This window comes from Streptomyces sp. NPDC050759 (assembly GCF_044456945.1).
Taxonomy (GTDB): Bacteria; Actinomycetota; Actinomycetes; order Streptomycetales; family Streptomycetaceae; genus Streptomyces.
Genome location: NZ_JBITGI010000022.1, coordinates 103,298 through 117,305, shown reverse-complemented (window position 1 = coordinate 117,305; position 14,008 = coordinate 103,298). Strand labels below are relative to the sequence as shown.

The 14,008-nt window shown below is 69.7% G+C and carries 14 protein-coding genes; 4 read left to right on the top strand and 10 right to left on the bottom strand.

The window, feature by feature from the left end; all coding sequences use genetic code 11:
- Positions 1-112 precede the first annotated feature (112 nt).
- The 6 genes from ACIBJB_RS41865 to ACIBJB_RS41840 form a co-directional block, all read right to left on the bottom strand.
- Positions 113-1,744, bottom strand: coding sequence for a DoxX family protein (locus tag ACIBJB_RS41865; RefSeq protein WP_398939168.1), 1,632 nt, complete (start codon positions 1,742-1,744; stop codon positions 113-115).
- Positions 1,745-1,862: 118 nt separating this feature from the next.
- On the bottom strand, positions 1,863-2,804 hold the full coding sequence (rlmB, locus tag ACIBJB_RS41860) for a 23S rRNA (guanosine(2251)-2'-O)-methyltransferase RlmB (RefSeq protein ID WP_398939166.1): 942 nt from the start codon (positions 2,802-2,804) through the stop codon (positions 1,863-1,865).
- Positions 2,805-2,906: 102 nt separating this feature from the next.
- The gene (gene cysS, locus ACIBJB_RS41855; RefSeq protein WP_398939164.1) at positions 2,907-4,307 is read right to left on the bottom strand and encodes a cysteine--tRNA ligase; all 1,401 of its coding nucleotides are present in this window, start codon (positions 4,305-4,307) and stop codon (positions 2,907-2,909) included.
- 96 nt (positions 4,308-4,403) lie between these two features.
- Positions 4,404-4,901 (bottom strand): 2-C-methyl-D-erythritol 2,4-cyclodiphosphate synthase, encoded by a 498-nt coding sequence (gene ispF / locus ACIBJB_RS41850; RefSeq protein WP_398939162.1) that lies wholly within the window; start codon positions 4,899-4,901, stop codon positions 4,404-4,406.
- Positions 4,891-5,655 carry a 2-C-methyl-D-erythritol 4-phosphate cytidylyltransferase gene (ispD, locus tag ACIBJB_RS41845; RefSeq protein ID WP_398939160.1) on the bottom strand — a complete coding sequence of 255 codons (765 nt, stop codon included), beginning with the start codon at positions 5,653-5,655 and terminating at the stop codon, positions 4,891-4,893. Before ispD ends, ispF begins: the two co-directional genes overlap by 11 nt.
- Before the next feature lie 317 nt (positions 5,656-5,972).
- The gene (locus ACIBJB_RS41840) at positions 5,973-6,455 is read right to left on the bottom strand and encodes a CarD family transcriptional regulator (protein ID WP_003953493.1); all 483 of its coding nucleotides are present in this window, start codon (positions 6,453-6,455) and stop codon (positions 5,973-5,975) included.
- A 598-nt stretch (positions 6,456-7,053) separates the two neighbouring features.
- On the opposite strand from ACIBJB_RS41840, the gene ACIBJB_RS41835 reads away from it, so the two are divergent.
- Positions 7,054-7,710, top strand: a complete 657-nt coding sequence (locus tag ACIBJB_RS41835; RefSeq protein ID WP_398939158.1) for a DUF461 domain-containing protein — start codon at positions 7,054-7,056, stop codon at positions 7,708-7,710.
- Between the two features lie 106 nt (positions 7,711-7,816).
- Here the strand turns inward: ACIBJB_RS41835 and ACIBJB_RS41830 are convergent, their stop codons facing one another.
- Together ACIBJB_RS41830 and ACIBJB_RS41825 are read right to left on the bottom strand one after the other, a co-directional pair.
- On the bottom strand, positions 7,817-8,497 hold the full coding sequence (locus ACIBJB_RS41830) for a response regulator transcription factor (RefSeq protein ID WP_015659563.1): 681 nt from the start codon (positions 8,495-8,497) through the stop codon (positions 7,817-7,819).
- Entirely contained in the window at positions 8,494-9,747 is a 1,254-nt protein-coding gene (locus ACIBJB_RS41825; RefSeq protein ID WP_057608683.1) for a cell wall metabolism sensor histidine kinase WalK, read from the bottom strand. Before ACIBJB_RS41825 ends, ACIBJB_RS41830 begins: the two co-directional genes overlap by 4 nt.
- Before the next feature lie 220 nt (positions 9,748-9,967).
- On the opposite strand from ACIBJB_RS41825, the gene phoU reads away from it, so the two are divergent.
- Together phoU and ACIBJB_RS41815 are read left to right on the top strand one after the other, a co-directional pair.
- Positions 9,968-10,657 carry a phosphate signaling complex protein PhoU gene (phoU, locus tag ACIBJB_RS41820; RefSeq protein WP_398939156.1) on the top strand — a complete coding sequence of 230 codons (690 nt, stop codon included), beginning with the start codon at positions 9,968-9,970 and terminating at the stop codon, positions 10,655-10,657.
- Positions 10,658-10,794: 137 nt separating this feature from the next.
- Positions 10,795-10,953, top strand: coding sequence for a hypothetical protein (locus ACIBJB_RS41815; RefSeq protein WP_167348002.1), 159 nt, complete (start codon positions 10,795-10,797; stop codon positions 10,951-10,953).
- A gap of 478 nt (positions 10,954-11,431) precedes the next feature.
- On the opposite strand, the gene ACIBJB_RS41810 is transcribed toward ACIBJB_RS41815, so the two are convergent.
- Together ACIBJB_RS41810 and ACIBJB_RS41805 are read right to left on the bottom strand one after the other, a co-directional pair.
- Positions 11,432-12,055, bottom strand: coding sequence for an NADPH-dependent F420 reductase (locus tag ACIBJB_RS41810; protein WP_398939154.1), 624 nt, complete (start codon positions 12,053-12,055; stop codon positions 11,432-11,434).
- 54 nt (positions 12,056-12,109) lie between these two features.
- On the bottom strand, positions 12,110-12,844 hold the full coding sequence (locus tag ACIBJB_RS41805; RefSeq protein ID WP_398939152.1) for an SDR family NAD(P)-dependent oxidoreductase: 735 nt from the start codon (positions 12,842-12,844) through the stop codon (positions 12,110-12,112).
- A 189-nt stretch (positions 12,845-13,033) separates the two neighbouring features.
- Here ACIBJB_RS41805 and ACIBJB_RS41800 point away from each other — a divergent pair, with 189 nt between their 5' ends.
- Positions 13,034-13,945 carry a LysR family transcriptional regulator gene (locus ACIBJB_RS41800; protein ID WP_398939251.1) on the top strand — a complete coding sequence of 304 codons (912 nt, stop codon included), beginning with the start codon at positions 13,034-13,036 and terminating at the stop codon, positions 13,943-13,945.
- Positions 13,946-14,008: the final 63 nt, after the last annotated feature.

Sequence of the window (14,008 nt, the reverse complement as noted above, 5' to 3'; positions counted from 1 at the left end):
GATACAGGCGTCGTACGCCGAAAGGTCCCGCACCTCCATGGGTGCGGGACCTTTTCGTGGGCCCAGGTCTCTCAGCCGGTGGGGTTGCCCAGTACGTCGCCCACCGGCCCGCCTACCCCAACAGGCCGCCCACCAGGCCCGGTTCGCCGGAGGAGGACCCTCCGGTGTCGGAGCCGCCTGTTGAACCGCCGGAGGTGCTCGTGCCTCCGGTCGGGCCCGATGTGGTGCTGGGGGCCTGCTGGGCCGGGGAGGTCTGCTGGGAGGAGCTCTGGCCCGTGGTGCCCTGGGTCTGGCTGGGTGAGCCGCCGGTGGTGGCGCCGGTGTCGCGGGTGGTGTCGGGGGCGGCCGAGGTGCCGGCGGACGGGCCGCTGGTGGCGCCCTGGCTCGGCGAGGTGGACGCCGACGGGCTCTTCTTGCGGGCCTTGGCGGAGTCCTGCGGGAGGGGGGAGCCGGGCAGTTCGTTGCGCGGGGCCTCGCCGGGTCCGGGGACGATCACGCGGTCGGCGTCCCGGACGGCTCCGCCGAGGACGGAGCCGATCAGGAGGGTGAGGCCGGTGGCGATGGCCGTGATGAGGGCGCCGCGGCGCAGGACGTAGCGGCGTAGCTCCCAGATGTCGGAGAGGGGTCCGAGGCGGCGCCAGGCGCTGCCCGCGAGGCGGCCGTCGATGGAGTAGACGGGGGCGCCGGCGATGATCAGCGGGGACCAGGCGGCGAGGTAGATGATGTCGGGGGTGTCGTAGGCGGGGACGCTCTTCCAGCTGACGGTGACGAGGAGCGCGGCGGACAGGCCGGCGCCGACGACCGCGGCGACGCGCTGCCAGCAGCCCAGGATCGTGAGGACGCCCACGATGACCTGGAAGAAGGCGATGACGAGGCCGGAGCCGACGGGGTGCTGGAGGGCGAACTGGCGCAGTGGTTCGGCCACTTCCCAGGGGTGCAGGGTGTTGAGCCACTTGACCATGGAGCCGCGTTTGCCGCCGTCGAAGTAGACGGGGTCGCAGATCTTGCCCATGCCGGCGTAGATGGAGATGAAGCCGAGGAAGATGCGGAGTGGGAGGAGGACGACGCCCAGGTTCATCCGGCGGCCCGGGTAGTAGGCGTGTCGCGCGGCTTCGTCGCTCTGGCGCTTCGTGGCGCGGTCGGCGGGGGGCTCGTCGAGGTCGTCGTCGAACTCCTCGCCCTGGTAGGCGGGTTCGTCGTAGGCGCTGCCGGCCGTGCGCATGTGGGGCAGGAGTCGGGTGCCGTCGCCTGTGCGTTGGGCGCCGACGACCGGGGTCTCCATGGTCTGGGCCAACTCGCCGCCGTAGTCGGCCTGGTAGCCGTGGTCGACGTCGATGCGGGGGAGGACCTGGGTGGCTCCGGCGTCGGCGGCGGGCGGCTCGGCATGGCCGACGCTGCCGCCTCGTACGGCCTGCAGCAGGCGGTGGGCGCCGGTGTCGTCGGGGGCGGACCTGCCGCTCCACACGACGGGCCGACGGCGGCCCGCGGCGGGCGCCCCGCCGGCGGCCGGGATGCGTGCGGTGTCCTGGGTGGCGCTCAAGTGCCGTGCGATCCGCGGGGATTGAGCAGTACGCCGGGTCGACGCGCCCAACTGGACGCGGAAACTGGCGTGGTTGACGATGATCTGCGCCGGATCGCTCGGCACCTTCACCATGCTCAGCGCGGGAGCGTCATCGAACCCGGTATCGAATCCCGACGAGCTGCCCCCCGTGGGTGTGCGGGGTGTTCTGGTGTCCACACTCATCTAACCGAGTGACGTGTGCTTAGGACACTGCTTTGACTCGCCGGATCTGTCCGGACCCCGTCAAGCTTGCCCCGTACGCCAGGAACACCCCATGTGGGGGACGGCGCCGAACGGCCGTTCAGGCCCGCCGACGAGCCGCCTCGTAGAGCACGATTCCCGCCGCCACACCGGCGTTGAGCGACTCGGCGCCGCCCGGCATCGGGATCCGCACCCGGTAGTCGCAGGTCTCGCCGACCAGGCGGGACAGGCCCTTGCCCTCGCTGCCGACCACGATGACGACGGGGCCGCCGAGGGCCTCGAGGTCGCCGATCTCGTGTTCGCCGTCGGCGGCGAGGCCGACGATCGCGATGCCCTGCTTCTTGTACGCCTCCAGGGCGCGCGTCAGGTTGGTGCAGCGGGCGACCGGGGTGCGGGCGGCCGTACCGGCGGACGACTTCCACGCGCCGGCGGTCATGCCGGCGGCGCGACGTTCGGGCACGAGGACGCCGTGGCCGCCGAAGGCGGAGACGGAGCGGACGGCGGCACCGAGGTTGCGCGGGTCGGTCACGCCGTCGAGGGCGACGATCAGCGGGTCCTCGCCGTCGTCGTAGGCGGCGTTGGCGAGGTCCTCGGGGTGGGCGTACTCGTACGGCGGGACCTGGAGGACCAGGCCCTGGTGGTTGAGTCCGTTGGTCATGCGGTCGAGCTCGGGGCGGGGGGCCTCCATGAGGTGGACGCCGCCCCGGTCGGCGACGAGCTGGAGCGCCTCGCGGACCCGCTCGTCGTTGTCGATGAACTGCTGGACGTAGAGCGTCACCGCGGGCACGCCCTCGCGCAGCGCCTCGACGACGGGGTTGCGGCCGACGACCATCTCCGAGGTGCCCTTGCCGCCGCGGCCGCGCGCCACGGGACGGCGTACCGCCTGCTTCGCCTTGGAGTTGGCGACACGGTTCTTCTTGTGGCCCTTGCGCATCTCGGCGGGCGGGGTCGGCCCCTTGCCCTCCAGGCCCCTGCGTCGCTGGCCGCCACTGCCGACCTGCGCGCCCTTCTTGCCGGACATGCGGCGGTTGTTGGCTGCCATGACCTACCTGTTCTCCGTGAGTGTCTGCGTCGGTGAAATGTTCGTACGTCTATGCAGTGTGCCGCCCGGAGGGCCGGGCGGCACAATCGATCAAGGAAAGGGCTAGCGGGGACCCAGCGACCAGCGCGGCCCCTGCGGGCCGTCCTCGATGGTCAGGCCCGACTGGCCGAGCTGGTCGCGGATGGCGTCGGCGGTGGCCCAGTCCTTGCGGGCGCGGGCCGCCTCCCGCTGGTCGAGGACCAGGCGTACGAGGCTGTCGACCACGCCGTGCAGGTCCTCGCCCCGGTCGGACTCACCGGCCCAGTGGGCGTCGAGCGGGTCGAGGCCGAGGACGCCGAGCATGGCGCGCACCTCGGCGAGGCGGGCCACGGCGGCTTCCTTGTCGTCGGCCGCGAGCGCGCTGTTGCCCTGCCGGACGGTGGTGTGCACGACGGCGAGCGCCTGGGGGACGCCCAGGTCGTCGTCCATGGCCTCGGCGAAGGCGGGCGGCACCTCGGCGGAGGGCTCGACGGCTCCCCCGGCCTTCTCCACCACGCGCTGCACGAAGCCCTCGATCCGCGCGAACGCCGACTCGGCCTCGCGCAGGGCCTCCTCGCTGTACTCGATCATCGAGCGGTAGTGCGGGGTGCCGAGGTAGTAGCGCAGCACGATCGGGCGCCAGGTCTTGACCATCTCGGAGACGAGGACCGAGTTGCCGAGCGACTTGGACATCTTCTCGCCGCTCATGGTGACCCAGGCGTTGTGCACCCAGTAGCGGGCGAACTCGTCGCCGTAGGCCTTGGCCTGGGCGATCTCGTTCTCGTGGTGCGGGAAGATCAGGTCCAGGCCGCCGCCGTGGATGTCGAAGACGGAGCCGAGATACTTGTGGGCCATCGCCGAGCACTCCAGGTGCCAGCCGGGGCGGCCGCGGCCCCACGGGGTCTCCCAGTCGGGCTCGCCGGGCTTGGCGGCCTTCCACATGGCGAAGTCCCGCGGGTCCCGCTTGCCGGTGATGCCCTCCTCGGCGGGCTGGCGCATCTCGTCCAGGTCCTGCCGGGACAGCTCCAGGTAGGCGGGCCAGGACCGCACGTCGAAGTAGACGCTGCCGTCGGCCTCGTAGGCGTGTCCGCGTTCGATGAGGCCGCGCATCATCTCGATCATCTCGGTGATGTGGCCGGTGGCGCGCGGTTCGTAGGTCGGCGGCAGGCAACCGAGCGCGTTGTAGCCGTCGTTGAAGGCGCGCTCGTTGTCGTAGCCGATGGACCACCAGGGGCGGCCCTGCTCGGCCGCCTTGGTGATGATCTTGTCGTCGATGTCGGTGACGTTGCGGATGAACGTGACGTCGTAGCCGCGGTACTGGAACCAGCGGCGCATGATGTCGAAGTTCAGGTAGGACCGGACGTGGCCGATGTGCGGGGCCGCCTGCACCGTGGCGCCACAGAGGTAGATCGAGACACAGCCCGGCGTGAGCGGGGCGAAGTCACGGATCTGCCGGGCGCTGGTGTCGTACAGGCGAATAGTCACGGGACCTAGGGTAGTGGGCGGAGGGGGGTGCGTGGAGCAGTCCTTTTGTCACCCTTCCCTTACGGCCGACTGTCGCATCTCCCTTACGGCCGACTGTCACCCTTCCCTGACGACCAAGGCCGTCGCCACCGCCATCAGGCCTTCGCCGCGGCCGGGGAATCCGAGGCCGTCCGTGGTCGCCCCCGACACCGACACCGGGGCTCCTGCCGCCTCCGACAGGATTTTCTGCGCCTCGTCCCTGCGCTTGCCGATCTTCGGGCGCGGCCCCACCACCTGTACGGCGATGTTGCCGATCCGGAAGCCCGCCGCACGCACGATCCGGGCCGCCTCCGTCAACAGGGTGACGCCGGATGCACCCGACCACTCGGGACGGCCGGTGCCGAAGTGCTGACCGAGGTCGCCGAGGCCGGCCGCGGAGAAGAGCGCGTTGCACGCGGCGTGGGCGACGACGTCCGCGTCGGAGTGGCCGGCCAGTCCGGTGCCCTCGCCCTCCCACTTCAGGCCCGCGCACCACAGTTCGCGGCCCTCCTCGAAGGCGTGGATGTCGGTGCCGATGCCGACCTGCGGCAGGATCACGGGCTGCTCAGAAGCCATCGTTGAGCCTCCGGCGGGCCAGGACCGCCTCCGCGAGGACCAGGTCCAGCGGGCGGGTCACCTTGAAGGCCTCCTCATGGCCGGGCACGACCATGACCGTGAGCCCCAGCTGTTCGACCATGCTCGCGTCGTCGGTGACGTCCTCGGTGATGCTCTCGTGGGCGCGGATCAGGGTCGTCCGGTCGAAGCCCTGCGGTGTCTGTACGGCACGCAGGCGCGCGCGGACCGGGGTCGCCACCACGGGCTCCGGCGCACCGGGAGCGGTCGCCGGCTCGACCTCCTTCACGGTGTCCGCGAGGGGCAGCGCCGGGACGACGGCGGGCGCGCCCTCCCGTACGGCCTCGATGACCGCGTCGACCGTGTCGACCGGGACGAGCGGGCGGGCCGCGTCATGGACCAGGACGATGCCGAAGTCGGGGGGCAGGGCGTCCAGGCCGAGCCGGACCGATTCCTGACGGGAGTCACCGCCCGGGACGACGAGGAAGTCCGTCCGCTCGGGCAGTGCGTGGGCGTCGAGGAGGGACTTGACCTCGCCGGCGCCGTCGGGCGGGGCCACGACGACGACCAGGGAGACGGCACGGGACGCGGCCATCGCGCGGACCGCGTGGATCAGCATCGGGGTGCCGTTCAGCGCGCGGAGCGCTTTGGGGGCGCCCGGACCGAGGCGTACGCCCCTTCCGGCGGCCGGAATCACCACCGCGGTGCGGGCCTCCGCACGGGCTTCGGCGGGCGAAGGGCGCGAAACGTCAGACATCGGTTCCTGTCAGGTTTGTGTGCTCGGCCAACGTGGGTACGGAGACAGCGTGCCGGGCGCGACGCCTTGACCGGACCCTTCCGTGACACCGGTCGGGGCAGCTGCCCGGGCCCGGCACGCCAAGTATCGGGGGATCTCTCTCCGAGAGGAACACGCGCACGCCACTACGGGGCGTCGTGGATCCGGCATCCGGAGACAGACATGCCGCAGCGCCCGGCGACAGCTGTTGCGTCATCGGGCACCGCGGCATTTCAGTGCGGCAATTCGGATTCAGTGTGTGCTGAGCTGGGCGGGCAAGGTGCCTGCACAGGGACCGCTCAGGACGCGAGAACCTCGTCGAGCAGCGCCTCGGCCTTGTCCTCGTTGGTGTTCTCCGCGAGGGCGAGTTCACTCACCAGGATCTGCCGAGCCTTGGCGAGCATGCGCTTCTCACCTGCGGAGAGTCCGCGCTCGCGCTCACGACGCCACAGGTCGCGCACTACTTCCGCGACCTTGATGACATCGCCGGAGGCGAGCTTCTCCAGGTTTGCCTTGTATCGACGGGACCAGTTCGTGGGCTCCTCGGCGTACGGTGCGCGCAGCACCTCGAAGACCCGGTCCAGCCCATCCTGACCGACCACATCACGCACGCCGACGAACTCCGCATTGTCCGCTGGCACACGCACCGTCAGGTCACCCTGGGCGACCTTCAGAACCAAGTAGGTCTTGTCCACGCCTTTGATCTGGCGAGTTTCGATAGCCTCGATCAGCGCGGCCCCGTGATGGGGATAGACCACGGTGTCGCCAACCTTGAACGTCATGTGACAGGTACCCCTTCCGTGGCTATCCAGGGTAACACGGAAACTGCGGGTTCTGAATGGCGTTTTCGCAGGTCAGGGCATATCTCGGGGCTTGACAACAGCAACAGGAACGTGCTGCGCGGGCCGAGCGGAAGAAGGTATTCGCAGGTCGGAGCGGCTCTTCGGGCGAGGTGAAACGCGTACGTTACACACATCCGGAAGCCCTTCCGGACGGGCTAACGTCCCCAAATGTCCGGTTCCAGGTGTGCGACTTACGCTACTCCGTTCGGAGCCAGGAGTCGGTTCCGCGCCGATTCAGGAATTGATCACACGGGCCGGACGGATCAGCCGGTGATCAATTCCGGGGGTGATCGCGCATTCCTTCACGGAAGTTTTGCTACTGGATGCCGAAGGCTCTTATGTGAATGCCGGACGAGCGCCGGAGTGCGGGGCGGAAGTGACTCGCGAGTCACTTGTGAACCACAGTGACGGCAGAGATACGGCTCTTGGGGAGGGTCGGGTGCGGGCCGACGGGAACGGCTCGGTAACCTGAGGCCGCTGACAGACACTTAGCGCGGCTTTACGGCCGCCTCGCTCAAGTCAAGGAGTTGCCGCCGCCGTGAGCAGCAGCCTTCGACGCGGCGTCCTCGCCGCCGCCGCCATCGCGTTCTCGGTCACCGCGCTCTCCGCGTGCGCGGCCGGAACCAACGCCCAGACGTTGGAGGTCAAGCCGGACAACGCGGAGACCAGCGTCGGCGGCATCAGGCTCCAGAACGTCGTGGTCATCACCCAGCCCAGCACCGAGGCCTCGGGCGAGACCAAGGGCCCCGCCGTGGTCTCCGCCACGGTCTTCAACACCACCGGCACCGCCCAGACGCTGGACGCCGTGAGCGTCGAGGGCGGCGGCAGCGCCGAGATCACGCCCGCCAAGGGCAAGGGCAAGGTGACCGTCCCGGCGCACGGCTCCGTGATCCTGGGCGGCAAGGGCAACGCCTCCGCCGCGGTGGCCGAGATCGGCGAGAGCATCAAGGACGGCAACGCCCAGAAGGTCACCTTCACCTTCAGCACGACCGGTGAGGTGAGTCTGCGCGCCTTCGTGGTCCCGGCCGACAGTTACTTCACCAAGTGGGGTCCGACCGCGGTCCCGTCGGCACCGGAGAAGACGGCCAAGCCGTCCACCACTCCGACCGGCTCCGCGACCCCGACGGGCGCGGCCACGGCGACCGACGCGGCCTCCGCGAGCGCGACGGCGACCGAGTCGGCCGCGAGCCACTGAGCGGCCGTACGAGACCGTCGTACGCCGAAGGGCGGGACCTCCGAGGAGGTCCCGCCCTTCGGCGTACGTGAGGCGTTTCTCTTTACGGCTCTCTTTTCGGCTCTCTCTACGGCTCGAACTTGTAGCCGAGGCCCCGCACCGTCACCAGGTACCTGGGCGCGCCCGGGTCCGGCTCGATCTTGGCGCGCAGGCGCTTGACGTGGACGTCGAGGGTCTTGGTGTCACCGACGTAGTCGGCGCCCCAGACCCGGTCGATGAGCTGCATGCGGGTCAGGACGCGGCCGGCGTTGCGCAGCAGCATCTCCAGCAGGTCGAACTCCTTGAGGGGCAGGTCGACCTTGGAGCCGGAGACCGTGACCACGTGGCGGTCCACGTCCATGCGGACCGGACCGGCCTCCAGGGCGGCCGGGGTGACCTCCTCGGGCTCGCCGCGGCGGCGCAGGACGGCGCGGATGCGGGCGACCAGCTCGCGCGAGGAGAACGGCTTGGTGACATAGTCATCGGCTCCTATTTCCAGGCCGACGACCTTGTCGATCTCGCTGTCCTTGGCGGTCACCATGATGACGGGGACGTTGGAGCGGCCGCGCAGCTGGCGGCAGACCTCCGTGCCGGGCAGGCCCGGCAGCATCAGGTCGAGGAGGACGAGGTCGGCGCCGTTGCGCTCGAACTCGTCGAGTCCGTCGGGGCCCGTGGTCGCGACGGCGACCTCGAAGCCCTCCTTGCGGAGCATGTAGGAAAGGGCGTCGGAGAAGGACTCCTCGTCCTCGACGACGAGCACTCGGGTCACGGAAGGACCTCCGGGGCGGGAAGCGGGTCGTAAGAAGCCGACTCGGGAGTGGGCCCGTCCTCGTCGTCGAGGTCGGGGTGCTGGAGCGCGCGGTCGCGGGCCGCGCCCGCCTCCGGCAGCCTGAGGGTGAACGTGGAGCCTTGTCCCTCGGAGCTCCACACCGTGACCTCCCCGCCGTGCGAGGCGGCCACGTGCTTGACGATCGCGAGACCGAGTCCGGTACCGCCTGTTTGGCGGGAGCGGGCCGGGTCGACACGGTAGAAGCGCTCGAAGATGCGCTCCTTGTCCTTGTCGGAGATGCCGATGCCCTGGTCGGTGACGGCGACCTCGATCAGGTCGCCGCTGGGCACGGACACCCGGCGGGCGGCTATGCCGACCCGGGTGCGGGCGGGTGAGTAGTTGACGGCGTTCTCGACGAGGTTGCCGAGAGCGGCGGCGAGCTGGCCGCGGTTGCCCCAGACGCGCAGCTCGGCTGCGCCGGCGGCGGCCATGGTGATCTGTTTGGTGCCGGCCTGGTGCCGGCACCGGTCGATGGCCTCGGCGACCAGCTCGTCCACGCGGACGGGCTCGGCGTCCTCCAGGGGGTCGTCGTTCTGTACCCGGGAGAGGTCGATGAGCTCCTGGACCAGGCTGGTCAGGCGGGTGGCCTCGATCTGCATCCGGCCGGCGAAGCGCTCCACGGCCTCCGGGTCCTCCGAGGCGTCCATGACGGCCTCGGACAGGAGGGAGAGCGCGCCGACCGGGGTCTTGAGCTCATGGCTGACGTTCGCGACGAAGTCGCGTCGTACTGCTTCGATCCGCCGGGCCTCGGTGAGGTCCTCCACGAGGAGCAGCACCAGCCGGGAGCCGAGGGGCGCGACGCGCGCGGAGACCGCGAGTGCCTCCCCGCGTCCGGTCCCCCGCCTGGGGAGGTCCAGCTCGACCTGCCGTATCTCCCCGTCCCTCCTGGTGTCCCTGGCCATCTGGAGCATCGGCTCCACGGAGAGCTTGCCGCCGCGGACCAGCCCGAGGGCGTACGCGGCGGAGCTCGCCTTGACCACGGCGTCGGCCTCGTCGAGGACCACGGCCGAGGAGCGGAGCACGGAGAGGACGGTGTCCACGCCCGGCGGAAGCACCGGGTCGGTGTGCAGGGAGGTGCGGGTGGGGCGTTTCTGCTCCCGCTCGCTCCAGCGGAACGCCAGCATGGCGATGACGCCGGTGAGCACACCGGCGATCGCTGCCGCTGCGGCGACCGCCGCGTTCACGTCCATGCCTCCAGGTTAGGCATGGGATCGGTCCTGGCCACAGCCGTCCGAGTGCGAGCTCGAACACTCGTCGCCCAGAGTTCACCTTGGAGCCAGTGTTGGTTCATTTGGGAGGGCGGAAACGGACGCGTACAGGGCCGAACGTGGGAGCGTGGGGTACGCAGCACCGGTTTCACGGCCGGTTTTGGCCCCTGGAACCCACAGGAACGTACGAGAGGGAACCCTGATGCGGGACGCGTACCACGAGGAACTTGATTCGATCGGCGACGGTCTGGTGGAGATGGCCCGGCTGGTCGGCTCGGCGATCGGACGCGCCACGACGGCCATCCTCGACTCCGACCTGAAGCTGGCCGAGAGCGTGATCGAGGCCGACCAGAAGGTGGACGACCTCCAGCACGACCTGGAGGCCCGGGCCATAGCGCTCCTCGCACGGCAGCAGCCGGTGGCGACGGACCTCCGTATCGTCGTCACCTCACTGCGCATGTCGGCCGACCTGGAGCGTTCCGGCGACCTGGCCCAGCACGTGGCGAAGCTGGCCCGGCTGCGCTTCCCGGAGAAGGCCATCCCCCACGACCTGCACGCGACCATCCTGGAGATGGGCCAGCTCGCGCAGCGCCTGATGGCGAAGGCGGCGGAGGTCATCGTCACCAAGGACGTCGACCTGGCGCTCCAGCTGGAGCAGGACGACGACGAGATGGACCTGCTGCACCGCACGCTCTTCCAGCACCTGCTGGACGACAAGTGGAAGCACGGCATCGAGACGGCGGTCGACGTGACGCTGCTCGGCCGTTACTACGAGCGGTTCGCCGACCACGCGGTGTCGGTCGCCAAGCGGGTGGTGTACCTGGTGACGGGTGAGCACGCGGACGAGCTCCAGCAGGACATCCAGCCGGTGACGGGAGTGGAGGGGGCCTGAACCCCGCGCCCTGGGGCTGTTCGGGGCGTGTGCAAGCCTCTGTGCGCCGTTGATGCGCCCAGCGGGGCGGGCATGCAATGGGTACAGGGCCCGGTCCGACAGTCGGGACGTTCTGGCCCTCGCCTCGAGGAGGACCCATGGCCGAATCCCCCAGCACTCCCCAGCCCGACCCCACGCAGGAACGCCCGACCGAGCAGCCCGCCGCGATCAGGACCCTGACGGTCATCGGCGCGTGCGGCTGCGGCTCGGGCTGCGGGTGCGGGTGCCAGTCGGGCAATCCGTGCCAGTGCGGCTGAATCTGGTACGGCTGGATCTCGTACGGCTGGTCTTGTACGGCTGGTCTTGTACGGCTGGATCTCGTACGACGGCGAGGGGCCCTGGGTGACACCGGGGCCCCTCGTGTTCGGCATGGTGGGCTTCCGTCAGCTGGTCGGCCGTGATGTCCAGCATCCCTCGGCCGTCAGCGTAGGCGGTCCAACGCGTCCTCCCGTGAATATCCGAGGACGCGGACACAGAGCGCACGGTGGACGCGTGCACGCACCTGTGCGCTCCCGGCGCCCGGGTCATCCGGACCCGCCACCGCAATCCTCCCGACCGGGTCCCGCAGATCTGCGAGTGGTTCGAGCAACGGGGCTTCACCCGCGAGTGGCTCACGGACGCGGACCAGCTCCAGTCGGTCGGTGTGCACCGCTTCGACGCGGCCCCCGTCCCCCTCCGACCGGGCAGGCGCATCTCCGCGACAGTCGCCTCGGTCGGGCAGGGTCGTTCGCCGGCTCAGCCGGTGAATTCGTTGACGCCGAGGGCGAAGTCCCAGTGGCCGACCCCGTTGCCGGCGAGGCCCACCGTCACCAGGCCCATTCCTTCCAGCCAGTGCGCCATTTTCAGGCCGCCGACGTCCCGCGGGCGCAGCCCGAGGCTCTCGATGAAGGCCGCCACGCCCGCCTTGGCCTGCGCGTTGTCGCCGGCGATGAAGACGTCGGGCCGGCCCTTCTCCAGGACATTGCGGAAGATGGTGTTGAACCCCTTGACCACGTCGGCGCCGGCCGGAGCCACCTTGGCGACTTCCTGCGCGATCGAGGTCTCCTCGCTGTGGGCCAGTCCGTCGAAGGTGGCGTTGAAGGGGTTGCTGATGTCGACGATGACCTTGCCCGCGAGGGCGTCTCCGTACTCGGCGACGACCGGAACGACACCGTCGTACAAGAGGGCCGTGATGACGATGTCCCCGGCCGGGACGGCGCCCCACCTGCCCGTCGTCGCGCCGCCGCCCAGAGCCTTGGCCAGGTCATCGGCCTTGGACTGATCGCGTCCCATGACCTCGACGGTGTTGCCGCCCGCCACAGCGAGCGTGCCGATGGCGCGGGCCATGTTTCCCGTACCGATGAGGGTGATGCTGCTCATGAGGTGTGCTCTCTTCTGTTGTGGGGTGTGCCCCCGGCATTCCTGATGTGAGGTTCAGAGGGCGGTGGTGCCGCCGTCGGTGACCAGTTCCAGGCCGTTGACGTAGCTGGAGTCGTCGGAGGCGAGGAACAGGGCGACGGTGGCGATTTCTTCGGGGCGGCCCATCTTTCCGCGGGGGATCAGGGACTCGAATTGGGCCCTGGTCGCCTCGTCGAACAGTTCTTCCTGCTTGGCGGTGGCGACCTGGCCGGGGGTCAGGACGTTGACCCGGATCTTGCGGTCGCGCAGTTCGTTGAGCCAGACGCGGGCCCAGGCCTGCTGGACGGCTTTGCTTCCCGCGTAGAGGCTCCAGCCGGGAAAAGCGCCGAGAGAGGCGTTGGATCCGGTCATGAAGATCGAGCCGTTGTCGTTGATCAGCGGCAGTGCCTTCTGCACGGTGAACAGGGTGCCGCGCGCGTTGAGCGAGAAGGCGCGGTGGAACTGCTCCTCGGTGATCTCGCCGAGGGTGGCGGGTTCGCCCATTCCGGCGCTGGCCCACAGCACGTCGATCGAGCCCTTTTCCCGCTTGACGGTGTCGTACAAGCGGTCCAGGTCGTCCAGTTCGGCCGCGTCACCCTGGACGGCGGTGACGTTGCGGCCGATCAGCTTGACGGCGTCGTCCAGTGCTTCCTGCCGCCGGGCCTGGATGAAGACGTGCGCTCCTTCCTCGACGAACAGTTTGGCGCCGGCCAGTGCCATGCCGGTGGATCCGCCGGTGATCACCGCTACCTTGCCATCGAGCTTTCCCACGATCACTCCGTTGAATTGATGGGTATTCGAAATTGATGGGTATTCGAAACAGTGGATGCCGCATTTTGGTGCCGAATTCACTTCGGCCCCAATAGGTACTTATTCAGGTTGCCATTGGCCTGAGCGGGTGTCCAAGACTTCTTTTAGCGGTGGTGATACCCTGAAGGCATCACCGGAATGGGAGACGCCGTGGATCTGGACCTGCGCAAATTGCGTTACTTCGCCGCCGTGGCCGACCAGTTGCACTTCGGCCGCGCCGCCGATGAGCTGCATATCGCGCAGCCGGCGCTCAGCCGGCAGATCCGCGCGCTCGAGCAGGATCTCGGCGCCTCGCTGTTCACCAGGGATCGCCACGGCGTGGCGCTGACCGACGCGGGCCGACAACTGCTGGCCGACGCCGGTCCGCTGCTCGCCTCCGCGCACGCGGTCCGCCGCCGGGTGTCCGCGGCCGCCCGCGGCAGCCGGCGGCTGATGGTCGGATTCCGGGCCGGCATCCCGGTCATCCCGGCGGCGCGGGCGTTCGAGGCCCGGCACCCGGACGTGGTCGTGGACGTGCAGCGGATCGAAGGGGACGACCAGGCGGCGATGCTGCTCGACGGCCGCATCGACGTCGGCTATGTGCGGCTGCCCATCGACGAGGCCGGCCTGCGCGTCACCCCGCTGTACACCGAGCCGCGGGTGGCGGTACTGCCCGCCGGCCACCGGCTGGCCGGCAAGGAGGAGGTCACCGAGGCCGACCTGGCCGGCGAACCGCTGATCTGGCACGGCGACCCGAGCACCCAGCCCACCAGGCGCCCGCACCCCAACGCCGGGTACCTGGTGCGCGGGGTGGACGAGACCCTCGAGCATGTCGCGGCCGGCCGGGGCATCTCGTTCCTGGCCCGTTCCGCGACCGTGTTCTCCTCACACCCGGACGTCGTCTATGTGCCCATCCCGGATCTGGCACCCGAGCAGGTGTGCCTCGCAGCGGCGGCGTCGCGCACCTCGCCCGTGGTCGATGACTTCCTCACCGCGGCCCAGGAGACGGCCGAGATCACGGCAGAATGCGGGAATTATGAAATGTGGCAGCTTGGAAGCGATGCCATTCCAAAGCGCGGTTGAGCAGTCCGACTGAAAACAGCGGCGCCGTCACGGGACACACGGCTGAATCATCATCTCGTTGAA

Excerpts from the sequence above, each read along its gene's own strand:
- ispD (WP_398939160.1), bottom strand. The coding sequence starts at position 5,655 with ATGTCTGACGTTTCGCGCCCTTCGCCCGCCGAAGCCCGTGCGGAGGCC.
- ACIBJB_RS41815 (WP_167348002.1), top strand. The coding sequence starts at position 10,795 with ATGGCCGAATCCCCCAGCACTCCCCAGCCCGACCCCACGCAGGAACGC.
- ACIBJB_RS41840 (WP_003953493.1), bottom strand. The coding sequence starts at position 6,455 with ATGACGTTCAAGGTTGGCGACACCGTGGTCTATCCCCATCACGGGGCC.
- ACIBJB_RS41810 (WP_398939154.1), bottom strand. The coding sequence starts at position 12,055 with ATGAGCAGCATCACCCTCATCGGTACGGGAAACATGGCCCGCGCCATC.
- rlmB (WP_398939166.1), bottom strand. The coding sequence starts at position 2,804 with ATGGCAGCCAACAACCGCCGCATGTCCGGCAAGAAGGGCGCGCAGGTC.
- ispF (WP_398939162.1), bottom strand. The coding sequence starts at position 4,901 with ATGGCTTCTGAGCAGCCCGTGATCCTGCCGCAGGTCGGCATCGGCACC.
- ACIBJB_RS41825 (WP_057608683.1), bottom strand. The coding sequence starts at position 9,747 with ATGGACGTGAACGCGGCGGTCGCCGCAGCGGCAGCGATCGCCGGTGTG.
- phoU (WP_398939156.1), top strand. The coding sequence starts at position 9,968 with ATGCGGGACGCGTACCACGAGGAACTTGATTCGATCGGCGACGGTCTG.
- ACIBJB_RS41865 (WP_398939168.1), bottom strand. The coding sequence starts at position 1,744 with ATGAGTGTGGACACCAGAACACCCCGCACACCCACGGGGGGCAGCTCG.